The sequence below is a fragment of the Nonomuraea sp. NPDC003709 genome (genome assembly GCF_040610775.1).
GTDB classification, from domain to species: Bacteria; Actinomycetota; Actinomycetes; order Streptosporangiales; family Streptosporangiaceae; genus Nonomuraea; species Nonomuraea angiospora_A.
Genome location: NZ_JBEXMW010000049.1, coordinates 30,303 through 53,965, shown reverse-complemented (window position 1 = coordinate 53,965; position 23,663 = coordinate 30,303). Strand labels below are relative to the sequence as shown.

At 73.5% G+C, this 23,663-nt stretch carries 17 protein-coding genes, 1 pseudogene and 2 riboswitches; of the genes and pseudogenes, 14 read left to right on the top strand and 4 right to left on the bottom strand.

The window, feature by feature from the left end:
- A pseudogene (locus tag ABZX61_RS63010) lies at positions 1-197 on the bottom strand (hypothetical protein); the annotation flags it as partial.
- A 209-nt stretch (positions 198-406) separates the two neighbouring features.
- Here ABZX61_RS63010 and ABZX61_RS63005 point away from each other — a divergent pair.
- Complete coding sequence (locus tag ABZX61_RS63005; protein WP_355212192.1) at positions 407-3,235, top strand: BTAD domain-containing putative transcriptional regulator; 2,829 nt, start codon at positions 407-409, stop codon at positions 3,233-3,235.
- On the opposite strand, the gene tenA is transcribed toward ABZX61_RS63005, so the two are convergent.
- The 3 genes from tenA to ABZX61_RS62990 form a co-directional block, all read right to left on the bottom strand.
- A complete protein-coding gene (gene tenA, locus ABZX61_RS63000; RefSeq protein ID WP_350742943.1) occupies positions 3,216-3,923 on the bottom strand; it encodes a thiaminase II in 708 nt (235 codons plus the stop codon). The two genes, ABZX61_RS63005 and tenA, sit on opposite strands and share 20 nt — an antisense overlap.
- A riboswitch (TPP riboswitch) is annotated at positions 3,915-4,010 on the bottom strand. Its footprint overlaps the gene before it by 9 nt.
- 32 nt (positions 4,011-4,042) lie before the next feature.
- Entirely contained in the window at positions 4,043-6,157 is a 2,115-nt protein-coding gene (locus ABZX61_RS62995; RefSeq protein WP_355212189.1) for a hypothetical protein, read from the bottom strand.
- A 165-nt stretch (positions 6,158-6,322) separates the two neighbouring features.
- A complete protein-coding gene (locus ABZX61_RS62990; protein WP_355212186.1) occupies positions 6,323-7,522 on the bottom strand; it encodes an MFS transporter in 1,200 nt (399 codons plus the stop codon).
- A gap of 59 nt (positions 7,523-7,581) precedes the next feature.
- On the opposite strand from ABZX61_RS62990, the gene ABZX61_RS62985 reads away from it, so the two are divergent.
- The 13 genes from ABZX61_RS62985 to ABZX61_RS62925 all read left to right on the top strand — a co-directional run bounded on the left by ABZX61_RS62985 (position 7,582) and on the right by ABZX61_RS62925 (position 23,639).
- Positions 7,582-8,556 (top strand): DUF5937 family protein, encoded by a 975-nt coding sequence (locus ABZX61_RS62985; protein ID WP_355212184.1) that lies wholly within the window; start codon positions 7,582-7,584, stop codon positions 8,554-8,556.
- Between the two features lie 84 nt (positions 8,557-8,640).
- A riboswitch (SAM riboswitch) is annotated at positions 8,641-8,761 on the top strand.
- A gap of 54 nt (positions 8,762-8,815) precedes the next feature.
- Positions 8,816-9,922, top strand: a complete 1,107-nt coding sequence (locus ABZX61_RS62980) for an extracellular solute-binding protein (RefSeq protein WP_355212181.1) — start codon at positions 8,816-8,818, stop codon at positions 9,920-9,922.
- Complete coding sequence (locus ABZX61_RS62975; protein WP_355212179.1) at positions 9,889-11,016, top strand: ABC transporter ATP-binding protein; 1,128 nt, start codon at positions 9,889-9,891, stop codon at positions 11,014-11,016. The genes ABZX61_RS62980 and ABZX61_RS62975 overlap by 34 nt, the downstream gene beginning before the upstream one ends.
- Positions 11,013-11,870 carry an ABC transporter permease gene (locus ABZX61_RS62970; RefSeq protein WP_355212177.1) on the top strand — a complete coding sequence of 286 codons (858 nt, stop codon included), beginning with the start codon at positions 11,013-11,015 and terminating at the stop codon, positions 11,868-11,870. Before ABZX61_RS62975 ends, ABZX61_RS62970 begins: the two co-directional genes overlap by 4 nt.
- Complete coding sequence (locus tag ABZX61_RS62965; RefSeq protein WP_355212174.1) at positions 11,863-12,663, top strand: ABC transporter permease; 801 nt, start codon at positions 11,863-11,865, stop codon at positions 12,661-12,663. The genes ABZX61_RS62970 and ABZX61_RS62965 overlap by 8 nt, the downstream gene beginning before the upstream one ends.
- Positions 12,660-14,765 carry a hydantoinase/oxoprolinase family protein gene (locus ABZX61_RS62960; protein WP_355212171.1) on the top strand — a complete coding sequence of 702 codons (2,106 nt, stop codon included), beginning with the start codon at positions 12,660-12,662 and terminating at the stop codon, positions 14,763-14,765. Before ABZX61_RS62965 ends, ABZX61_RS62960 begins: the two co-directional genes overlap by 4 nt.
- A gap of 2 nt (positions 14,766-14,767) precedes the next feature.
- Complete coding sequence (locus ABZX61_RS62955; RefSeq protein WP_355212168.1) at positions 14,768-16,771, top strand: hydantoinase B/oxoprolinase family protein; 2,004 nt, start codon at positions 14,768-14,770, stop codon at positions 16,769-16,771.
- Complete coding sequence (locus ABZX61_RS62950) at positions 16,768-18,024, top strand: amidohydrolase (protein WP_355212165.1); 1,257 nt, start codon at positions 16,768-16,770, stop codon at positions 18,022-18,024. Before ABZX61_RS62955 ends, ABZX61_RS62950 begins: the two co-directional genes overlap by 4 nt.
- 206 nt (positions 18,025-18,230) lie before the next feature.
- Positions 18,231-18,749 (top strand): hypothetical protein, encoded by a 519-nt coding sequence (locus tag ABZX61_RS62945; RefSeq protein ID WP_355212162.1) that lies wholly within the window; start codon positions 18,231-18,233, stop codon positions 18,747-18,749.
- Between the two features lie 4 nt (positions 18,750-18,753).
- Complete coding sequence (locus ABZX61_RS62940) at positions 18,754-20,175, top strand: RICIN domain-containing protein (RefSeq protein WP_355212160.1); 1,422 nt, start codon at positions 18,754-18,756, stop codon at positions 20,173-20,175.
- 99 nt (positions 20,176-20,274) lie between these two features.
- Positions 20,275-21,219 carry a hypothetical protein gene (locus tag ABZX61_RS62935; protein ID WP_350742956.1) on the top strand — a complete coding sequence of 315 codons (945 nt, stop codon included), beginning with the start codon at positions 20,275-20,277 and terminating at the stop codon, positions 21,217-21,219.
- Entirely contained in the window at positions 21,216-22,304 is a 1,089-nt protein-coding gene (locus ABZX61_RS62930) for an FAD-dependent oxidoreductase (RefSeq protein ID WP_355212158.1), read from the top strand. The genes ABZX61_RS62935 and ABZX61_RS62930 overlap by 4 nt, the downstream gene beginning before the upstream one ends.
- A 27-nt stretch (positions 22,305-22,331) precedes the next feature.
- Positions 22,332-23,639, top strand: coding sequence for a cytochrome P450 (locus ABZX61_RS62925; protein ID WP_355212156.1), 1,308 nt, complete (start codon positions 22,332-22,334; stop codon positions 23,637-23,639).
- Positions 23,640-23,663: the final 24 nt, after the last annotated feature.

The window sequence follows — 23,663 nt, the reverse complement described above, 5'->3', positions numbered from 1 at the left end:
AAGCTCGGCGCCGCCAGCGTGGACACCGGCGGGACGTCCACCTGGTTGTCCGGGTTGCCCATCTCCCCCTCGTCCTCCTTCGACGAGGACGTCGGCGAGGGAGACGGAGTCGGAGCGGCCCAGGCCGTCGCGAGCGGGCCGGTCGTGAGGCTGAAGAGCAGGGCGAGCCCGGCCGTAAGCACCCCTCTGGTTCTCATGCGGATACCTTTCTGCGGGCAGCGAGGGGCGATGCCCGCCGGAGCCGCGAATCTTGTCCGTTAGATCTTCCGAAGCGCTCTTGCTGGGGATCAAGATTGCGAGTCCGGCATACAAAGAACATCCAAAATCGGTATAAAGGCCCTTCCAGCTTGAACGCTTCACCAACGGACGCCCTCGCACGGCGCCCAGCTCAGGAGAACGCGCGGTCATGGTGGTTGAACAGCCCGTATTCAGTGTTCTTGGGCCGCTGCAGGCCCGGGTCCCGGAAGGGCCCCTACGCATCGCGGGCAGGAAGCCCAGGCTCCTGCTCGCCTCGCTGTTGCTGGAGGCCAACGAGGTGGTCAGCTCGGAGGCGCTCGTCGAGGTGCTGTGGCCCCGGACGCAGCCGTCGTCGGCCGTGGCCAACCTGCGCACGTACGTGAGCACGCTGCGCTCGGCCGGCGCCCAGATCGAGGCCCGGCCCTCCGGTTACGTGATGCGGCTCGACACGGGGCGGCTGGACGCCCTGGAGTTCGAGGACCTGGTGGCCAGGGCGCGGGCGGCGGGGCGTACCGAGGAGGCGGCGGAGCACTTACGCCGGGCGCTGGCGTTGTGGCGCGGCACCCCGCTCGGCGACCTGCCCGCCAGCGCGCTGTGGGACGGGCGGCTGCGCGCGCTCACCCAGGCCCGGCTGTCCGCGGTCGAGGAGCTGGTGGCGCTGAAGCTGGCCCGAGGCGAGCACGCCGCCGCGATCGACGACCTGCGCGACCTGATCGGCGAGCACCCCTACCGCGAGGACCTGTGGCAGCAGCTGATCCTCGCCCTGCACCACAGCGGCCGGCGGGCCGAGGCCCTGAACGCCTACGCCACGATCAGGCGGCAGCTCGTGGACGAGCTGGGCATCGAGCCGGGGCAGGAATTGCGCGACGTGCACGCGTCCGTGCTGGCGGGCGACGCCCCGCCCGCGCCCGTCGCGGCGGCGCCGCACCAGCTGCCCGCGGACGTGCCGGACTTCACCGGAAGGGCGCAGGACGTCGCGGCCGTGACGCGCGCCCTGGCCCCCGAGGCCCACGGGCCGGACGGGCCGCCCGCGTTCGCCGTGGTGACCGGACCGCCGGGGGTGGGCAAGTCCGCGCTGGCCGTGCACTGCGCCCACGCGTTACGGGCGGGCTACCCCGCCGGCCAGCTCTACCTGTGCCTGGGCGGCACCGACGCCGAACCCGCCGACCCGCTCGCCCTTCTGGCCGAGGCGCTGCGCGCGCTGGGCGTCGCGGAGCCGGCGCTGCCGCCGACCGTGCGCGAGCGGGCCTCGCTCTACCGCTCCCTGCTGTCCGAGCGCCCGATGCTGGTCCTCCTCGACGACGCCGCCGACACCGCCCAGGTACGCGCCCTGCTCCCCGGCAGCGGCAGCGCGGTGCTCGTCACGAGCCGCCGACGGATCGCCGAGCTGCCCGGCGCGCTCCAGCTCGAACTCGACGTGCTGCCGCCCGCGGAGGCCGAGGAGCTCCTGGGCCGGATCGTCGGCCCCGAGCGGGTGGCCGAGGAGCGCGAGGCCGCCCGGGCGATCGTGCGCTCCTGCGGTCACTTACCGCTGGCCGTCCGCGTGGCCGGGGCCCGGCTGTCCGGACGGCCCGGCTGGTCGCTGGGCGTGCTGCGGCAGCGGCTGGAGGACGAGGCGGGCCGCCTCGACGAGTTACGCGCCGGCGACCTGGAGGTACGCGGCTCGTTCGAGCTCAGCTACCGGCGGCTGTCCGACGACGCCGCCCTGGCCTTCCGCGCGATCGGCCTGCTCGGCGAGCAGTCCGTACCCGGCTGGGTGGCCGACGCCGTGCTCGACCGGCCCCGGGCCGACGCCGTCGTGGACACCCTGGTGGACGCGAACCTCCTGCGGCTGGCCGGCACCGACCACGTCGGCCAGCCCCGCTACCGGCTCCACGACCTGATCCGCTGCGCCGCCAAGGAGAAGGCGGGCGGCGACACCGAACGGCACGCGCTGGCCCGGGTGCTCGGCGGCTGGCTGACCGCCGCCGAGCACGCCTCCCTGCGGCTGCCCACCACTCTCTTCGGGCTGACGTCCGACCTCGCGCCCCGCTGGAGCCTGGAACGGGAGACCCTCGGCCGCCTGACCGCCCAGCCGCTGTCGTGGTTCGACGCCGAGCGGCAGTCCCTGGTCGAGGCCGTACAGCTCGCCGCCGGCGCGGGCCTGGCCCAGTCCGCGTGGGGACTGGCCGCCACCTTGGTCCCGTACTTCGACCTGCACTGCCTGCTGGACGAGTGGCAGCTGACGCACCGCCTCGCGCTCGACAGCGCCCGCGCGGCCGGCGACCGCCTCGGGGAGGCCGCCATGCTGCGCGGCCTGGCCCAGGTCTGCCTCTACCAGGACCGGTACGCCGAGGCCGAGGACATGTTCAAGCGGGCCCGCGTCATCTTCCACGAGCTGGGTGACACGCGGAGCGAAGCCATCTCGATCTGCGGGCTGGCGGCGGTCAGCCAGTTCTCCAACCGGCATCTCAAGGCGCTCGCGTCCTTCCGGCAGGCGCTGGCCATGTTCCTGGCCATCGGCGACCGCAGCGGCGAGGCGTACGCGCGGCAGGCGATCGGGCGCGTCTACCTGTCGCTGCGGGACCTGCAGCAGGCGTCCCGGTGGCTGGGGGACGCGCTGCGGCTGGCCGAGGAGCTCGGCGACGCCCACCGCGAGGGCTGCGTGTCGATGCAGCTCGGCCGCATGTACGACCTGTTCGCCCAGTCGGACCGGGCCATGCGCTACCAGGGGCATGCGCTGGGCATCTTCGAGGCGCTCGGCGACCGCCACTGCGGCGCGTACGCGATGCGGAACCTGGGCGGGCTCCAGGTGGCCAGGGGCGACCGTTCGGACGGCTCCGACCAGTTGGAGCGCTCTCTGGTGATCTTCCAGCAACTGGGGGATCGCAGCGGGGAGGCGGACACGTACCAGACGCTCGGCGAGCTGTACCGTTCGTCCGGCCGCACCGCGCTGGCCACCCATTACCTCCATCAGGCCCGCGAGCTGCGCAGGGAGCTCAGCGAGTCGTTCGCGTGAGCTGCGGCCGGAGCCATTGTCCCGTGGGCCAGGTCTCCAGGCGCCAGGCGCTGTCCCAGAACATCCACTCGTACTCGGTGGCCCGGCAGAACGCCTCGTCCATCGCCCGGCGCGTCTCGGGGTCGGCGCTCTCCGCCAGCCGGTCGGTGATGGCCTTGGCCTGCTCCACCGAGGCGGCGAAGGCGGGGTCGGAGTAGGTGCCGATCCAGGTCCGGTACGGGTGGTCGGCCGCGCCCGCCGTACGTTCGAGCAGTGCCGCGCCGACGTCCTGGTAGACCCAGAAGCACGGCAGCACGGCGGCGGCGAGCACGGGCAACGGGGCGGCCAGGGCCGTGGCCTGGAGGTAGGAGGAGTAGGCCAGGCAGGTCGGCGAGGTGGCGACGGCCGCCGTCTCGCCGGCCGTCAGCCCGAACTCCTCCAGGTAGCCGGTGTGCAGGGCCCGCTCGACGACCAGCGCCGTGTGCGCGCTCTGCGCGAAGAACGCGGCGTCGGCCGGGGAGCCGGCGCGGGCCGAGGCGGTCGCGAGGACCTTGGCGTAGGCCACCAGGTAGCGCCCGTCCTGGACCAGGTAGAACGCGAATCGCTCGCGGTCGAGGGTGCCGTCGCCGAGCGCGGCGTTGAACGGGTGGTCGTGGATCGCCTCGAGCAGCGTGGCCGTGCGCGCCCAGATTTTCTCACAGAAGGTCACCGATGACGTCCCTTCGCTAGTGCGAACTAGATCAGGTTCGACGGGTGTGATCTCAGCCCGGCAGCCCGGGCACCCCGCGTCACGGCCAACGCTAGCAGAGAAGCTCCGGCCCGGTCGTGTCAGGCGGGGATCAGCTCGTGCAGCGTGCCCGGGGTGTAGACCCGTGCCCCCGCCGGGAGGCCGGCCGGCGGCTCCAGCCCGATGTAGGTGGTGGGCCCGGCCGGCGTGCTCTTCGCGCGCAGCAGGTCGGCCAGGTAGCGGACGCGCAGGAAGTCGCGTTCGACGATGGAGCGCACCAGCAGGGAGGCGCTGACGCGGTTGCCCTCCACCTGGTTGAAGCCGGGGTGGCCCTTCAGGTAGAGGTGCAGCCACTTCACCAGCCAGCCGCCGTCGGCGCCGCGCAGGAAGACGAGCGGCAGGGCGATCCGGCCGGAGCCGCGCAGGTCCGACTTCATGCGCACGGTACGCGGCTCGAACGGCCTGCCTTCCTGCGCGGCGTCCCTGGTCATGTAGCCGAAGAACGCCTCGGCGGCCTCGTCGAACGCTTCCCCGGCGTAGATGTTCACCTGCGGGATGATGATCGGCTGGGCCGCGGCGGCGAGCCGGATGTCGATGAACTCGGACGCGCCTTCGGGTGCCTCGGTGAGGTCGCCGGAGTACTGGGCGAAGTCGTTGGTGTAGTTCGTCCAGGAAATGTGCGTCGGGTCGTCGTAGGAGGCGTCGAGCATGAGCGCGGAAAGGTCGTAGTCGGTGCGCTGCCGGGCCTCGCGCCAGTGGACGAAGAACCTGAGCAGTTCGCCGTCCACCGCCGACACCGAGCCCCGGGGCAGCATGCCCAGCCCGGGCACGACGGCCTTGCCGGACAGCGGCAGGGCGACGTCGAGCACGTCGGGATCGACGATCAGCTCGCCGGGGTCGGGGAGGCGGCGGGCGATCTCCTCGTCCAGGATGGCCAGCGCCCGCGCCAGGGCCTCCTCCTCCAGCGGCGAGCGGGAGTCGGGGGCCGCCCACGCCCTGCCGTTCCGGTTGACGAAGACGCGGCCCGCGACGGGGGCGAGCCGGTTCTGCAGATGCTCCCGCAGCGACAGCAGGACGCGGCCGGAGGCGCCCGAGGCGGCCCCTTCCGCGGCGTCCAGCACGGCCGACGTGGACAGGCCGGTCCGCAGCAGGTGGTCGAGGCGGCGCAGCAGCGCGCCCGGGGCCTGCTCCAGCAGCTTCACCGCCTCGGCGGTGCGGCCCGCCGACAGGGCGGCCTCGACCCGGCCGTCCAGGCTTGGGGCCGGGCGCGTGCCCCTGGCCGTGTCGAAGACGGCCAGGGCGCGCGGGAACTGCGGGTACTCGTGGGGGTGCAGCCGTTCGCCGAGCCGCTTCCACTCCTCCCGGTGGCGCGGCACGTCGCCGAGCCTGGCCGGGGAGGCGACCGCGTCCAGGGCTCCCAGCAGGGCGCGGCGCTCGGCCCGGCGGAACGAGCGGAACCTGGTGGGCTCGGCCAGCGTGACATCGCCGCCGGAGCAGCCGCAGGCGAGCCGGAGCACGTCGGTCACGGTGTCGACCAGCAGCGGCCGGCCCTCGGTCAGCCGGACCTCGTTGACGATCGCGCGGTTCTCGCGCACGGGGATGCGCTCGGGCTCGTCGGCGCAGAACCCGGCCAGCAGGCGCAGCGCGGCCAGGTCCTCGGCGGCCAGGGGCACCTCGGAGCCCGCCAGCGAGAAGTAGAGCTCCCGCGCCTCCGACTCCAGGCTCCCGCCCAGCTCCAGCACGGTCACCCGGTCCCCGGCCAGCGGGATCAGCTCGGCGTGCGCGGCCAGCAGGTCGGCGTAGGTGTGCTGGTAACGGCCGTAGCCGGGCAGGGAGAGCAGGTTGAGCGCCGAGGTCTCGACGCGGGCGGCGGCGACCGGGTCGAGCAGGGCCTCGCGCAGCAGCCCGGCCCAGAACTCCAGGGTGTCGGGCACGTTCTTGGGGAAGTCGAGGAAGTACGCGTTGTGCCGGACGTGGTCACCCACGAGCGTGCGGACGGCGGCCAGAATGCGGACGCCGAGGTCGACCACGGTCTCGCCGCGCAGCCCGGACAGCCGCTCGAGCAGCGCGGCCGAGCACGTGAAGCCGACGCTGAGCAGCGCCGCGTCGAGCTGGCGGGCGGCGATCTCCCCCCAGCCGGACCCGGATCCGGCGGGCGCGGCGCCGATGGGCACGCGCAGCCGCCGGGCGATGACGAGGCTTTCCAGAGTGTCCACGAACGGCACCATATAGCCGGGACACGCCCGATCGCGGGGGGTTTTCCGCGCCCGTGCCGGGGGCGCGGCCGATCAGCGGCGGGGCTGCGCGAGCTCGGCAGCCGGGCCCGCCGCGCGCTCAACGGCCGGTCAACGGCGAGGGCCCGCCGCACGCTCACCGGCCGGTCAGAGGTGAGGGGCCGCTTCGCGCGTACCGCCCGGGCGCAGCACGCCCGCCATCGCCAGCGCGACCAGGACCCCGGCACCGCCCGCCACCGCGATCGCGGGCCCGGGGGCGATCACCTCTCCGAGCGCCCCGACCAGCGCCGCCCCGGCCGCCTGCCCCGTCATCAGCCCGGACGACTGCAGCCCGAACGCCTGCCCCCGCACCTCCTCGGGCACCGACTCGACGAACCGCCGCTGCAACCCCAGCTGGTACGACAGCCCCGCGGTCGCCACCGCGGCCAGCACGGCGGCCCACGCCATCCCCGGCCCGAGCGCGAACCCCACCCAGGGCACGCCGAGCAGCACCGCCAGCGGAAACGACAGCCGCTCCCGCAGCCCCGGCGCGGCGAACCTGCCCACCGCGAACTCCCCCACCGCCATCCCGACGGCCGCCGCCGCGAGCACCACCCCGGCCTGCCCCTGCCCGCCCAGATAGGGCACGACCATGGCCTCGGCCCCGGCCAGGAACACGCACGGCAGCCACCCCGCCAGCAGCAGCCCGCGCACCCGCCCGTCGGCCAGCAGCCGCCGGTTGACCCGCAGCGTCTGGCGCACCGCGCCCGCCCGCGCCGTGCCCCGGGCGGGCCGGTACGGCAGTCCGGCCCGCAGCACCACGGCGGCCACCGCGGCCAGGCCCGCGGTCGTGGCCAGCGCCCCCGAGGGCCCGGCGACGGCCAGGAACGCGCCCCCGGCCGCCAGCCCCGCGATCTGCGCGCTCGCGGAGGCCACGTTCAGGACCGACCGCCCGAGCACGAACGCATCGCCGGGCAGCACGTCGGGCAGCATCGCCGCCCGCGCGGCGAAGAAGACCGGCGTGAACAGCCCAGTGACCAGCACCAGCGCCAGCATCGCCCAGACCGGCAACCCCGCGAAGGCCAGCAGCAGGCACGTCACCGCCCTGACCACCTCGCCGGTCACCATCAGCGCCCGCGGCGGCAGCCGGTCGGCCAGCGAGAGCAGCAACAGCCCGCCCACGATGAACGGCAGCCAGCCGGCCATGTACGCGGCGGCCGACAGGCCGACCGAGCCGGTCCGCGCATAGACCAGCACGGACAGGGCCAGCATCTTGATCGAGTCCCCGCCGACCAGCAGCGCGAAGCTGCCGAACAGGACCCGGAACTCCTTGACGGCGAACACCTCGCCGAACGTCGCCCCATTCACGTCCACGATGGTGCGGACCGGACCGGCGAGCCGGCGACTCTTTCGGATATAACCGAAAGGTGCCCGTAAGAATCGAGGTCACCCCGCAGGACCTGGTGGCCACCAGGTTCGCGATCTCGCCGCTGATCGAGACCATGCACGCGCAGTGGGTGCTGGCGGGCCGGCTGGAGGCGGGCGTGCACGGCCGGTGGGCCGCTCGGTGGCGGGGCACGTACCGGGAGCTCGAACGCACGCACCCCGTGCTGCGGGCCTCGGACGCGATCAGCGGCAACCGGCGCGGCACGAACGTCGCCTTCATCGCCCCGCCGCCGACGGCGGTGGACGTGCCGTTCGAGGCTGAGCTGGCCGCCATGCGCAGGACGCCGCTGGAGCAGGCGCACGCGGAGATCGCTCGGGCGCTCGCCGGGCGGCCGGCGGCGGGCGGGGTCAGGGAGTTGCTGGCGGGACCGCGGGTGGTGGAGCGGTTCGCCGACGCGTACGAGGCGCTCTGGACGGAGATCGTCTCCCACGACTGGCCGCGCTTCCGCGCGATCCTGCAGCGCGACGTCGCCCATCGGGCGGGACGGCTGGCGGCCTACGGCTGGGCGGCGGCGCTGGAGGACCTCAGCCCGCAGGTCCACTGGCGGCCCCGGGGGCAGATCGAGGTCGAGCTGACCAGCCTCCACGGGCTGCGCCGGCTCGGCGGCAAGGGGCTGCTCTTCCTGCCGTCGGCGTTCACGACCGCCGTCGGCGCCTATCTGGAGGACGCCTGGCCGTACGCGATGATCTACCCCGCGAGGGGCGCCGCGGCCGTGCCCGCCGCGGCCGACGCCGACCTGTCGGCCCTGATCGGCCGCAGCCGCGCCCGCATCCTCGCCGAGCTGGCCGAGCCCGCCACCACCACCCAGCTCGCGGCCCTGCTCGGGCAGAGCCTGGGCACCACCGGCGGCCATCTGGCGGCGCTGCGCAGGACGGGCCTGATCGCGGGCACCCGCGTCGGCCGCGGCGTCCTGTACGCGCGCACGCCCCTCGGCGACGCCCTGGTCAACGGCTGAGCACACCCTCGCACAAAAGAGACAAAAGCCACTAAGCATCACCTCATGCCATATCCAGGTAAATCCTACTGATATAGTCGCTTATGTCACGAGTCCAGTGCGAAGCCCCGGCTTGCTGGACGGCAACCCTCCCACCGCGGCGGGGTGCCCCGGGTGATGACACGGTCGTCGAGCCGAATGGTGCTGCTGACGGCAAGCGCGGATGTCGAGTCGTGCTGCCCTGCGCCCTTGGCCGGCTGCTCGAAAAGGAAAGGGAAAGATGAAGGGCGGATTCACTCGCCTCGCGGGACTGGGCATGGTGGTCGCGCTGGCGGTCACGGCCTGCGGCGGCGTCGACACGGGCGGCTCCACCGGCGGCTCCACGGGCACCGGCGGCGCGGCGAAGCAGGAGCTCACGGTGACCGCGTTCGCGGGCGCGTGGGGAGAACTGTTCAAGAAGTCGTTCGTGGAGCCGTTCGAACGCGACACCGGCGCCAAGGTGAACCTCGTCTACGGCGCGAACGCCGAATGGCTCACCAAGCTGCGCGCGGCCGGCGGCAAGAACCCGCCGTTCGACGTCATCGCGTTCACCCCGGACGCGTCGCTGCCCGCGGCCTCCGCCGGGCTGCTCCAGCCGCTGGCCACCGACGGGCTCGCGCACTTCAAGGAGCTGGACCCGGTCCTCGCCGGCAAGTCCGCGTATGACGGCAAGCAGTACGGAGTGCCGCTGACCACCGGCTCCACCGGCCTCCTCTACCGCACCGACAAGATCAAGACGCCGCCCGCGGACTGGGCTGACATCTTCGACAAGCAGTACTGCGGCCACGTCGCCCTCCCGCCGCTCACCTACAACCCCGGCCTGGAGTTCTTCTCGGCCCTGGTCACCTCCCAGGGCGGCACGCTGTCCGACCCGGCCGCCGTGGACAAGGCGTTCGACAAGCTCGCGACGCTGAAGGGCTGCGTGTCCTCCTTCCCCGCCAACGCGGGCAACGCCGCCACCGTCATCGAGAACGGCGACGCCTGGATCATGCCCTTCTGGGACGGCCGCGCCTTCGCCATGGCCCAGGCCGGCTCCCCGATCGGCTTCACCTACCCCAAGTCCGGCCCTGTCGGCGCGCTGACCTCGTACTTCGTCGCCGCGGGGACGCAGAAGAGCGACCTGGCGAACAAGTTCCTCGACCACCTGACGGCCGCGCAGAACCAGAAGCCGTTCGCCGAGGGCACCTGGTACGCCGCGGGCAACGACTCGATCTCCTACAGCGAGCCGTTCGAGCAGAAGGTGAAGCACGGTCCCGACGTCTTCAAGAAGTTCATCTGGGTGGACTACGCGGTGGCCACCCCGAAGCTGAACGAATGGCAGCAGCGGTGGAACCAGATCTTCGGCTGACCCCGGAAGAAGGCGGCGGGCACGTCGAGATCGAAGGGCTCGCCGCCGGGTACGACGGCGCGCGCGTGCTCGACCTGGACCGGCTGTCGATCCGCAAGGGCGAGTTCCTGTCGATCCTCGGGCCCAGCGGCTGCGGCAAGACGACGCTGCTCAACTGCGTCGCCGGGTTCGTCCAGCCCACGGCCGGGCGGATCGTGATCGACGGCTCCGACGTGACCCGGCGGCCCCCGTACCGGCGGGGTCTGGGCATGGTGTTCCAGAACTACGCGCTCTTCCCGCACATGACCGTGGCCGCCAACGTGGCGTACGGGCTGCGCGTGCGCCGGCTCGACCGGCGGGAGCGGGACGAGCGGGTGCGGGAGGCGCTGAGCCTGGTCGGCCTGGAGGGGTACGCCGGGCGGCGGCCCCGCCAGCTGTCCGGCGGGCAGCAGCAGCGGGTCGCCCTCGCCCGCGCCCTGGCCATCCGGCCCGCCGTGCTGCTGCTGGACGAGCCGCTGTCCAACCTGGACGCCAAGCTGCGCAGGGAGATGCGGGTGGAGCTGCGCGCCATCCAGCGGCGCATCGGCACCACCATGGTCTTCGTCACGCACGACCAGGAGGAGGCGCTCGCGCTGTCGGACCGGGTGGCCGTCATGAACGGCGGCCGGGTCGAGCAGCTCGGCACCCCCGACGAGGTCTATCGGCGGCCGGCGACCCGGTTCGTCGCGCAGTTCATCGGCGCGGCCAACGTCCTGGAGGGCACGGTGACCGGCTCGGGCGCGCTGGACTCCGGCGGGATCGTGGTCGAGTGCGGCCCGCTGTCGCTGTGGCCGGGCGGGCGCGCCGTCGTCGCCGTCCGCCCCGAACGCATCCGCCTGGCCACACCGGGCCCGGGGGCCGGCCGAGTGGTCGGCGCCGTTGCCGGGACGGTGGGGTATCGGGCCTTCGCCGGGGACGCCTGGCACGTGGAGGTGCGGCTGGCCGACGGACGCATCTTGAGCGTGCAGGTCGCCGACACCGGCGCGGGCACCGAGGACCCGCCCGGCGCGGGCACGTCCGTGCTCGCGCACTGGGATCCGGCCGACGTCATCCTCCTGGAAACGGAGGCGCCATGACACGCCGGTGGGCGGGCCTGCCGTACGTCCTGCCGCTCGTCGCCTTCCTGGCCGCGCTGTTCCTGGTCCCCCTCGTCGGGCTGCTGCGGCTCAGCTTCAGCCCCGTCGACGCCTTCAACGCGGCGCTGCCCGGCTTCACCTTCGGGCAGTACGCCCGGGTGTTCACCGAGCCGTACTTCTACAGCTCCCTGCTCCGGACCCTGGCCACCGCGCTCCTGGTGGCGGTGCTGTGCGTGGCGCTGGCGTACCCGGCCGCGTATTTCCTGGCCCGCCGGCGGCCCGGCGTCGTGCGGACCCTGCTGTTCGTCATCGTGATCTCGCCGCTGCTGACCAGCGTGGTCGTACGCACCTACGGATGGGTCGTGCTGCTGTCCGGCAACGGGCTCGTCAACCGTGCGCTCGTCGCCTCCGGGCTGCGTGACCAGCCCGCCCAGCTGCTCACCAGCTACCCGGCCGTCGTGGTCGCGGTGACGCACGTGCTGCTGCCGTTCGCGATCATCCCGCTCACGACGGCGCTCGGCGGGCTGGACCGCAACCTGCACCGGGCCTCGCAGACGCTCGGAGCCGGGCCGGTCAGGACGTTCCTGCGGGTCACGGTCCCGCTCAGCCTGCCCGGCGCGGTCACCGGCGCCCTCATCGTCTTCGCGCTGGCCATGGGCATCTACATCACGCCGCTGCTGGTCGGCGGGGTGACCCAGCCGCTGACCGGCATCCGGGTCTACGACCAGGTGACGACGGTGTTCGACTACCCGGTGGCGGCGGCGCTGAGCTTCGCGCTGCTCGCGCTGACCGTCGTGTCCACGGGGCTGCTGGCGGGCGTGTTCCGGATCTGGGAGAGGCGCTTTCATGGGTGAGCGGGGCTACGACAGGATCGTGCGGCTGGTGGCCGCGGCTCTGGCGGCGCTGGTGTTCCTGTTCCTGATCGCGCCGCTGGTCGTGCTGGTGACGAGCTCGTTCAACCGGGCGGGCTCGATGGCGTTCCCGCCGTCGGGGCTGTCGCTGCGCTGGTACGCCGAGGTGCTCGGCTCGCCCGACTGGCGGGTCTCGTTCCGGCTGAGCGGCCTGCTGGTGCTCCTGGTGGTGCCGACGACCGTGGTCATCGGGACGCTGGCGGCGTACGGGCTGGCGCAGGGGTCGTTCCCCGGCCGGAGACCGCTGCAGGGGTTCGCGCTGTCGCCGCTGATGGTCCCGGAGATCATCGTCGCGCTCGGCCTGCTCTACTACTTCCACGGCGTCGGCCTCGTCAACTCGGTGACCGGGCTGTGGCTGGCGCACTCGCTGGTGGCGCTGCCGTTCGTGGTGCGGGCGGTCATGGTGAGCGCCGCGCAACTCGACCCGGCGCTGGAGCGGGCCGCCCTGAGCCTGGGCGCCGGGCGGGTCCGGGTGTTCCTGACCGTGACGCTGCCGCTGCTGCGGCCCGGCATCCTCGCGGGCGCGATCCTCGCCGCGGTCACCTCGCTCGGCGAGGTCGCCGTCACGGCCCTGGTGGCGGGCGCGAACACCACGACGGTGCCGCTGCGCATCTTCTCGGCCGTGCAGTACCAGCTCGACCCGTCGATGGCCGCGGTGTCCACGCTGCTCATGGCGGCGAGCGTGGTGGTGATGGTGGTCGCGGACCGATTCGCTCGCATTTCGGAGGCCCTATGACAAGCACGGATACGGCGACCGCGACCGGGGCGCGGATCGGCATCGACGTCGGGGGGACGTTCACCGACCTCGTGGCCTCCGTGCCGGACCGCGGCCTCGTGGTGCACCACAAGGAGCCGAGCACGCCCGCCGACCCGTCCCTGGCGGTCGCGGACGGGCTGGCGGCCCTCCTCGCCCGCGCGGACCTGCGGCCGGACGAGGTCACGGGCCTCGTCCACGGCACCACGATCGGCCTGAACGCCGTCATCCAGCGGCGCGGCGCGCGCATCGCCCTGGTCGTGACCGAGGGCTACCGCGACATCCTGGAGATCGGCCGCAGCCGCATGCCATCCTCCTTCGACCTGTACGCGGGCAAGGAGGAGCCCCTCGTCCCCCGCAACCTCATCGTCGAGATCTCCGCCCGGCTGGGCCCGCGGGGCGAACCCGTGGCCGAGCCGGACGCCGCCGAGCTGGACCGCGTCGCCGCGCGGCTGCGGGCCACCGGGGCCGACGCGGCGGCGGTCGTGATCCTGCACGGTTACACCGACCCGGACTTCGAGGAGGGCGTCGCGGTGGGCCTGCGCGAGCGGCTGCCCGCGTTGCCGGTGACGGCCTCGGCGACCGTGTGGCCGGAGGTACGCGAGTACGAGCGTGCCCTGGTGGCCTGCATGAACGCCTACATCCAGCCGCTCATGCGCGACTACTTCGCCCGCCTGGACAGCCGGGTGCGCGGGCTCGGGGTGTCGGCGCCGATCTTCATCAGCGCGTCCAACGGCGGCTCGATGAGCCTGCGCTCGGCCGCCGAGCGGCCCGTCGAGACCGTGCTGTCGGGCCCGGCCGCCGGGGTGGCGGCGGCCGCCCGGCTGGGGGCGGGGGCCATCGTCACGTTCGACATGGGCGGGACCAGCAGCGACATCGCCGTGTCCGTGGACGGGTCGCCCGAGCTGGCCACCCACACCACGGTGGGCGGGCTGCCCCTGATCGTGCCGGTCGTGGCCGTGCACGCGATCGGGGCCGGGGGCGGGTCGGTCATCTGGGTGGACGGGCCGGGCGTGCTCAAGGTCGGGCCGGGCAGCGCGGGCGCCGACCCCGGGCCGGCGGCGTACGGCCGGGGCGGCGAGCGGCCGACGGTGACGGACTGCTACCTGGCGACCGGGCTGATCGACCCGCGCACGTTCCTCGGCGGCCGGATGCCCCTCGACGCCGACGCCTCGCTCAAGGCCCTGTCGGGCATCGCCGCCCACCTCGCCTCCGGAGGCGAGCGCGTCGTTGACGACCTGGCCGCGTACCGGGTGGCGGCGTCGGCGTTGCGGGTGGCGACGGCGGGGATGGCGACCGAGCTGCAGAAGATCATGGCGCAGCGCGGTCTCGACCCGCGGCGGTTCGCGCTCGTGCCGTTCGGCGGCGCGGGCCCGACGCACGCCGCCATGCTCGCCGAGGAGGTCGGGATCGCGCACATCGTGGTCCCGCCGACCGCCGCCACGTTCTGCGCCCTGGGCGCGGCGGGCGCCGACCTGCGCCGCGACTTCGCCCGCAGCCTGCGCCGCCCCCTGGACGCCGCGAGCGCCACCCGCCTGGCGGGCGTGCTCGCCGAGCTGTCCGCCCAGGCCCGGGAGTGGCTGGCCGAGCAGGACGGCGAGACCCGGCTGCGGGGGCGGCTGTCGTTCGCGGCCGACCTGCGCTACTCCGGCCAGGCGTACGAGCTCCGCGTCGCCCTCGACCCGGACCGCCTGGACGTCGAGGCGGTCTCCGAGGCGTTCCATGCCGAGCACGAGCGCCTGTACGGCTTCCGCGACCAGAGCGCGACCATCGAGCTCGGCACCGCCAGGCTCGGCGTGGTCGGTCCGGCGGCCGAGCTGCCGCCCGCCGCCGTCCCCCCGGGCACGGGCGCGCCCCGCCCCACGGCCCGCAGGCGGGTCCTGCTGGCCGGCGCCTGGCACGACGCCCACGTCCACCTGCGCGAGTCCCTCGGTGTGGGGGACGCGTTCGACGGCCCGGCGATCGTCGAGCAGGACGACACCACCGTGGTCGTGCCGCCCGGCTGGTCTGCGGACGTGGACGAGGCCGGCAACCTGCACCTGCGCCGGCCGGACGGCGCCCACAACCCCCGTCGGAAGGCCTGAACGTGCGGCTCGACCCCGTCACCATGGAGATCGTCGGCAACCGGCTCAGCGCCATGACCGAGGAGATGTGCCTCACCCTGCAGCGCACCAGCCGCTCCCTGTATGTCAAGGAGACCGCCGACTTCTGCTGCGCCTTCGCGGGCCTGGACGGTGGCTTCGTCGCCTACCCGCGCGGCATCGGAGTCTCCGGCTTCGTCGGCCTGAACGTGCTGACCGCCGTCCAGGCCGCCGGCCCGCTGGAGCCCGGCGATGTGATCATCACCAACGATCCGTACCGCTCCGGCGGCCTGGCCACCCACCTGACGGACATCCAGCTCATCGAGCCGTATTTCCACGAGGGCGAGCTGGTCGGCTACGGCTGGGCGTTCATCCACTGCTCCGACATCGGCGGCCGGGTGCCGAGCAGCCTGTCGCCGGTCAACGACGAGATCTTCCAGGAGGGCCTGCAGATCCCGCCGGTCAAGCTGGTGCGCGCCGGGGAGCCGAGCCGCGACGTGGAGGCGCTGATCTCGGCCAACAGCCGCACCCCCGAGGCGAACCTCGGCGACATCAGGGCCATGCGCGCGGCGCTGCGCACCGGCCGGGAGCGGCTGGCCGGCGTCGTCGCCCAGCATGGCCTGGCCACCGTGCTCGACGCGCAGCGCGACCTGGTCGAGTACACCGCGGGCAAGGCACGCGCCGCCCTGGCCGCGCTCGGCGACGGCACCCACCGCTTCGTGGACTACCTCGACGACGACGCCGTCTCCAGCCTGCCGGTCCGCCTGTCGGTCACCGCGACGCTGCGCGCGGGCGACCTGCACCTCGACTTCACCGGTACGGATCCGCAGGTCGCCGCGGCGTTCAACATCGCGACCCTGGGCCGGCCGCACGCCTGGATCACCACCAGGGTGCTCGCGCTCATCTGCACCCTCGACCCCGGCATCGCGCTCAACGCGGGGCTCATCGCGCCGATCACCGTCACCACGCCCGAGGGCTCGCTGGTCAACCCCGTGCACCCGGCCGCCGTGGGCGTGCGGCACGCCTCGGCCAACCGCGTCAACGACGCCGTCGGCGGCGCGCTCGGGCTGGCCGCCCCGCACGTGCTGCCGGCCGCCTCCAGCGGGCTGGTGGTGCCGGTGGTCGTCGCCGAGCAGCGCGCCGCCGGCCAGAACGTGCAGGTCCTGGAGCCGATGGTGGGCGGTACGGGAGCCCGCGACGGCGCCGACGGGGTGGACGGCCGCGACAGCGGCATCTCCAACCTGTCCAACAACCCGGTCGAGACCGTCGAGACGGAGATCGGGGTCGAGATCCTCAGGTACGGGCTGCGTACCGACTCGGGAGGCGCCGGGCGCTGGCGCGGCGGATGCGGGCTGGAGCTGACGTTCCGGGTGCGCGGGGAGGGCTCGAAGCTGCTGGCCCGGGGGCTGGAGCGGATGTGCTTCCGCCCGTGGGGCGTGCGCGGCGGCGGCCCGGGCACGGCCACCGAGCTGATCGTCAATCCCGGCACGGCCCGGGAGCGCAGGCACTTCAAGATCGACGTGCTGCCGCTGGAGCCCGGTGACGTCGTCACGCTGCTGACCTCGGGCGCGGGCGGCTACGGCGACCCGTACACCAGGGATCCGGAGGCGGTGCTGCGGGACGTGGAGCGGGGCGTGGTCTCCCGGGAGGCGGCGGCGCGCGCGTACGGCGTGCTGCTGGCGGAGGCGGACGGCGGCCTGGCCGTGGACGGCCCCGCCACGGCGGACGCCCGCCGCGAGCACCACCCGGACCGGGGCGCCCACGACGGCGGGGCGGAGCGGCGGGCGTGGGAGTCGGTGTTCGACACCGCCGCCGTCGACCGCCTGGTGGCCGCCCTGTTCCGGCTCCCCCGCCCGGCCCGCACCCCGCGCAGGACGGCCCTCTACACCGCGGTCCTGGCCGGGCTGCCGGCCGGCTTCCCCAGGACAGCCCCCACCCCCGAGCAGCGCGACGCGGCCCGCCGTACCCTCGTCCAAGAGATCACCGAACTGGAACGGATGTCGGCATGAGCGATCAGGACGCCATCGACGCGATCATGGCCGGGCTCGCGGGCCCGGCACTCGGCGAGCTCGCCGAGCTGTATCAGGACCTGCACCGGCACCCCGAGCCCGCCTTTGAGGAGGAGCGCGCGGCGGGCATCGCCGCCGGGCGGCTGCGGGCGGCCGGGTTCGAGGTCGTCACGGGCCTCGGCGGCACGGGCGTGGCGGGCGTGCTGCGCAACGGCGAGGGCCCCACGGTGGCATTACGGGCCGACATGGACGCGCTGCCGGTGCTGGAGGCCACGGGCCTGCCGTACGCGAGCACCGCCACCACGCCCGACGGGGTGCCGCTCATGCACGCCTGCGGCCACGACATGCACGTGACGTGCCTGAGCGGCGCCGCGCAACTGCTGGCGGCCGGCCGGGACCGGTGGCGGGGCACGCTCGTGGCGCTGTTCCAGCCGGCGGAGGAGATCGCGGCCGGAGCGCGGGCCATGCTGGACGACGGGCTGTTCGACCGGATCGGCACGCCCGACGTCGTGCTCGGCCAGCACGTCTTCCCCAACCCGGCCGGGACGCTGCTAATCAGCCCCGGCGAGATCCTGGCCGCCGCCGACAGCATGGAGATCCGGCTGTACGGCCGGGGCGGGCACGGCTCGCAGCCGGAGCGGACCGTCGACCCGGTCGTCCTGGCCGCCTCGACCGTCATGCGCCTGCAGACGGTCGTCTCGCGCGAGGTCTCCCCCTTCGAGCGGGCGGTGCTGACGGTGGCCCAGATCCACGCGGGCCACAAGGAGAACATCATCCCCGACGAGGCGTCCATCACGATCAACCTGCGCTCGTTCTCCCCCGAGGTGCGCCGCACCTTGCTGGCGGCCGTGGAGCGCGTGGTCAACGCCGAGGCGGCCGCCTCCGGTGCACCCCGCCCGCCGGAGATCCGCACGCTCAACGCCTTCCCGCTGACCGTCAACGACGGCGACGCCACGGCCCGGGTGCGCGAGGCGTTCGCCGGCCGGTTCGGCTCCGAGCGGGTGCCGGCCATGGCGCCGCTGATGGGCAGCGAGGACTTCGGCCTGTTCGGCGCCGAGGCGGGCGCGCCGTCGGTCTTCTGGGGCCTCGGCGGCGCCGACCCCGGCCTGTACGCCCGCGCCGAGCGGGAGGGCCGGCTGCGCGAGGACGTTCCGAGCAACCACTCGCCCTTCTTCGCGCCCCAGATCCTCCCGACGCTGCCCACGGGTGTCGAGGCCCTGGTCACCGCCGCCCTGGCCTGGCTGCCGGCGTAACGGACCGAGCCCCGGCACGCCGCCGTGCCGGGGCTTCTCACGCGCTGAAAGTTTCACGTGCTGAGCTGGGCGGACGCCGCCGGGCGCGCGCCTGGCTGGTGCCCGCGTCCGGCCCGATCTACGGTGGCGGTGCCTATCCGGCGCCGGCCGTCCGACGGGTGCCGGAGCGGCTCTCCTGGCGCGACCCCCACGCGAAAGGGACCCCGATGGCACCTCGGCACCTCCTCCCGGCGCTGGCGCTCGCCGCCGCGGTCACCCTGGCCTCCCCTCCGGCGCACGCGGACACGTTCCGCACCGCGAGCTCGTCCGGCTGGGGACCCAGCTGGTCGGCCGGTCAGGCGAACGCCGAGGCCAACGCCCGCGCGGAGCTGAACCGGCAGGCCGCCCAGGCGGGCGAGGTCTGCCCGAGCGTGTCGGTCACCTCCGCCCACGTCTACACCGCGCCCGACGGCTCGGCCTACGTCTTCAACGCGACCGCGTCGGGCACCTGCGTCCCGCAGCCTCCCGGACCGTCGTACCCGGTGGCGCGCTCGGAGACCCGCCAGGGCAGCGGCGCCACCTCCGGCGCCGCCGTCCAGAACGGCGCCCAGGCCGCCCGGGCGGCGGTGCTCGCGGCTGGCGTCAACTGCGTGAACTGGACGACGACGTCGGCGCTCGTGTGGGCCGCACCCGGCAGCGTCTGGTACATCTACGACGTCACCGTCTCCGCGAACTGCACCGACTGACGCCATGTCCCGTCTCCTGACCCTGCTGGCCGGGCTCTGCCTGGCGCTCACGCTGACCCCCGTCGCCCCGGCGACGGCCGCGCCCGTGACCGTGCCGGTCGGCGCGCAGTTCACCGACACCTCGGGCAACCTGCTGCACGCCCATGGCGGCGGAGTGATCAAGGTCGGCTCGTACTACTACTGGTTCGGGGAGAACCGCAACGCCGACGGCACCTTCCGCTACGTCTCCGCCTACCGCTCGGCCGACCTGCGCACCTGGGAGTTCCGCAACCACGTGCTCACCCAGTCCAGCTCCGCCGAGCTGCAGGTCGCCAACATCGAGCGGCCCAAGGTCGTCTACAACGCCGCCACCGGCCGGTTCGTCATGTGGATGCACAAGGAGAACGGCCGCGACTACGGCGAGGCGCGGGCCGCCGTGGCCGTCTCGAACACGGTGGACGGCGCCTACACCTACCTGCGCAGCTTCCGGCCGCTCGGCCACATGTCGCGCGACATCACCACGTTCGTCGACACCGACGGCACCGGCTACATGATCTCGGCCGCCAACGAGAACTACGACCTGCACGTCTACCGGCTCAGCGCCGACTACACCGACGTGGCCGTGCTGGCGCGCATGTGGGCCGGCGACCACCGGGAGGCGCCGGCGATGTTCAAGCGCGACGGCGTGTACTTCATGCTGACCTCGGCCGCGACCGGCTGGCAGCCCAACCAGGCCCAGTACGCCACCGCCACCAGCATCACCGGCACGTGGAGCTCCTGGCAGAACACCGGCGACTCGCTGACGTTCGGCTCCCAGCCGGCCTACGTGCTGCCGGTGCAGGGCACGTCCGGCACGTCGTACCTGTACCTGGGCGACCGGTGGGCCGGCGCGTGGGGCGGGCCCGTCAACGACTCCCGGTACGTGTGGCTGCCGGTGCAGTTCCCGAGCGGCACGTCCATGAGCCTGACCTACGCGCGCCAGCTCACCGTCGACACGGCCGCCGGCACGATCGCCACGACGGGCTCCGGCTACGACCGGCTGGCGGTGCGCCACTCCGGCAAGTGCGCCGACGTGCGCGGCGGCTCCACCGCCAACGCGGCCGCGGTCATCCAGTACGCCTGCGGCGGCGGCACGAACCAGCAGTGGCGCATCCAGTCGATCAGCGGCGGCCACGTGCAGGTCGTGGCCCGCAACTCCGGCAAGTGCCTGGACGTCAACGGCGCCTCCACCGCCGACGGGGCGGCGCTCCAGCAGTACACGTGCGGCACCGGCGCCAACCAGCAGTGGACGCTGCAGGACGCGGGCGGCGGCTACCTGCGCCTGGTGGCCAGGCACTCGGGCAAGTGCGCCGACCTGCCCAGCTCCTCGCAGGCCGACGACGTGCAGTTCAAGCAGTATCCCTGCAACGGCGGCCAGAACCAGCAGTTCACCCGCACCCCGCTGTGAACCACCAGAAACCCAAGCCACAGAAGAGCACGTCAAGCACCGGTCAATAGCACGACCCCGCCTCTTTCGACACAAATCGTGACGTTAGAGTGACGTACTGTGAACGAATCGAAGCGTGTGGAAATCACCTGGCCCAGCCTCGGCATCACCGTGGCCGCCGAACTCGACCAGCGCAACCGCGCCCTGGCCCAGTGCCTGTGGGACGCCCTGCCCTACCGCAGTCTGCAGGGGCACGCGCTGGTCGCCGGATATCACCTCTACCACGTCGCACCGGTCCATTCGCTGCTGCACACACCAGCGGAATACAAGGTGGACCGGCGCACCGTGCCCGACGGCACCCTGTTCTGCTCGCGGCTGCAGCATCTCGGCATCAAGTACGGCGAGCTCACCGAGCCCATGACCGCCACCCCGATCGGCCAGGTCGTCCCGGAGGACCTCGACGCCCTGGTCCAGGCAGGCCGCGACGTCTGGCACTCCGTCTACACGACCAAGAGGCCCGTCATCGCCGAAGTGCGCCGCGAGGGCGAGCCCAGCGGCCACCAGCTCCCGCGTCTGCCCATCGGCGACCCGCAGCTCAACGAGCTGGTCAAGGACGTGCACGCCGAGACCGAGCGCATCTGGCTGGACCCGCCCCGCGAGCTGCTCGACCTGCACGCGGGCCGCATCCCGTCCGGTGCCGGCAGCTACGAGACGGTCCTGACCACGCTGCTGTTCGTCAACGGCGAGACCCGGCCGCTCGGCTACAGCTGCTACGGCGGCCTCGTCCGCGCCGCCCTCGACGGCATGCCGATGCCGTGGCTGCGCCAGATGACCCGCCAGCTCGCGCACACGCCCGCCGAGTTCCTCGGCTACTGCGGCCTCGACACCCTGTGGGGCTTCACCCAGCGCCTGCTGGACGGGCTCGACCGGCTCGACGACCACGAGGACTTCGTCTCCGTCATGGCCCACATGGCCCTCTACTGCAACTGCCTCGGCGGCTGGAACCTGCACCTGTTCCCATGGGAGGCGGGCGAGCACCTGCGCCGCGAGGAGACGCCCGCATGAGCGGTCCGCGGGTAGTGGTCGTCGGCGGCGGCGTGATCGGCCTGTCGATCGCGTTCCACCTGGCCGAGGCCGGCGTCGACACCACGCTGCTGGAGCGGGACACGCTCGGCTCCGGCGCCTCGCGCGCCACCGCCGACGTGGTCCGCTCCTACTTCGCCGGCAACCCGGTCAGCTCGGCGCTGGCCGTGCGCAGCCTCGCGGCCTACCACGCCTTCCCGACCAGGCCGGGGATCGACCTGCCGCTGCGGCAGGTCGGTTACCTGGTGCTGTTCACCGAGGCCGACCAGGTGACCGCGTTCGAGGCCGACCTGCCCGCCCAGCACGCAGCCGGCGTCGACGTGAACCTGATCGGCGCGCAGGAGGCCAGGGAGCGCAACCCGCTCATCGGGGACCTCCCGCTGGTGGCCGCCGCGTACTCGCCACAGGCCTACATCTCCGACACCACGGCCATCGTCACCGCCTACGCGCGGGCGGCCGAGCAGGCGGGCGCGACGCTGCGTACCGGCTGCCCGGTCACCGCCATCGACACGCGCGCCGGGCTCGTGCAGACCGCCGCCGGCGAGGTCGGCGCCGACGCCATCATCTGCGCCGCCGGCGCCTGGTCGGCCTCGCTCGTCCGCGAGGCCGGCGTGGACCTGCCGCTCACCGAGCCCATCGAGCAGGAGCTGCTCACCACCGACCCGCTGCCGCCGGACACGCCGGACATCCCGGTCACCCTGCACGCCGCCACCGGCCTGCTGGTACGGCTGCGCGGCGACCGGCTGCTCATCGGCATGGGCTACCCGGGGCCCGACCGGGAGGCGTGGCGGCGGCAGGTCGCCGAACGCCTCGCGGCCACGTACCCGAGCCTGGCCGGGCTCGCGCTGCACACCGCCGTCACCGGCCTGCGCGACGCCAGCCCCGACAAGACCGCCTTCATCGGCCACCACCCGGGACCGCCGGCCTTCCTGTACGCGACCGGCTTCTCCGGGCACGGCCTGTGCAACGCGCCCGCCGCCGGGGAGCTGGTCCGCGACCTGTATCTCGACCAGGACCCCGGCTTCGACGTGACCGCGCTGGCCTTGAGCCCGCGCCGCGCGGGATGACCCAACGACAGACGAACGGGAAGACCCATGAGCCAAGAAAGCCGCCTCGATCAGGACACTCTCGGCGCTCGGGAACAAGAAGCCGCAGACGGATACGACCCGGACGCCGTCCCAGGGTGCCCACATGCCCGGTTCGTCCTCGACCCGGCCACCCCGAGCCTGCACGCCGACAACGACCGGCTGCGTGCGGCCGGCCCGCTCGTGCCCGTGACGGCCGAGGGCGTGCCCGCCTGGGCCGCCACCCATTACGCCACGCTGCTGACGGTCCTGACCCATCCGAGCCTGTCCAGGGACATCCGCCACTGGGCCACCCGCGACACCTGCCCGGCCGGCACCGCCATCGACCGCATCGTCACCGACACCTCGATGCTCAACGCCGAGGGCGACGACCACCGCCGCCTGCGCACCCCCGTGGCCGGCGCGTTCACCGCGCGCCGGCTCCGGCAGCTGCGCCCCAAGATCGAGACGCTCACCGAAAGGCTCGTCGACGCCCTCGCCGAGCTGCCGCCGGACGAGCCGGTGGACCTGCGCAGGGAGTTCGCCTACCCGCTGCCGCGCGAGGTCATCTCCGAGCTGATCGGCATCCCGGCCGAGCACCAGGACGCGCTGCACGAGCTCTCCGACGCCGTCGCCCAGGTGTCCGACACGCTCGACGACTCGCCCGACGTACGCCGGGCCCTGCACGAACTGCTCGACCAGATCATCGAGGAGCGCCGGGACATGCCCGGCGAGGACCTCATCACCGACCTGTTCAGGCTGCGCGAGAAGGACGGCGACCGGCTGTCCTCCGACGAGCTGTTCGCCACCATCGAGTTGCTGTTCATCGCCGGGCACGTGACCACCGTCAACCTCATCACCAACGCCATCGGCGCCCTGCTCAACCGGCCTGACCAGCTCGAACTGCTGCGTACCGGCCAGTGCGACTACGGCGCGGCGGTCGAGGAGACGCTGCGCTGGGACTCGCCGATCGCCTACTTCCCGATGCGGTACGCCGTACAGGACATCGAGATCGACGGCGTGCACCTGCGGACCGGCGAGCCCGTGCTGGCCTGCTTCGCCGCCACGGGGCGCGACCCCGGCCAGTTCGGCGAGAACGCCGACCGCTTCGACATCACCAACCCGCCGAGCGCCCACCTGGCCTTCGGGCACGGGCCGCACTTCTGCCTCGGCGCGCCGCTGGCCAGGATCGAGGCCGAGATCGCGCTGAAGGCGCTGTTCGAGGCGTTCCCGGAGATCGCGCCCGCCGCGCGGCCCGAGGACCTGGCCCCGCTGGACACGCTGCTGGGCAACAGCACCCGCAGCATGCCCGTCCTGCTCGGCCCGCGCGCCCGCTGAAGCGCCCCGGACGGGCGGGCCTGC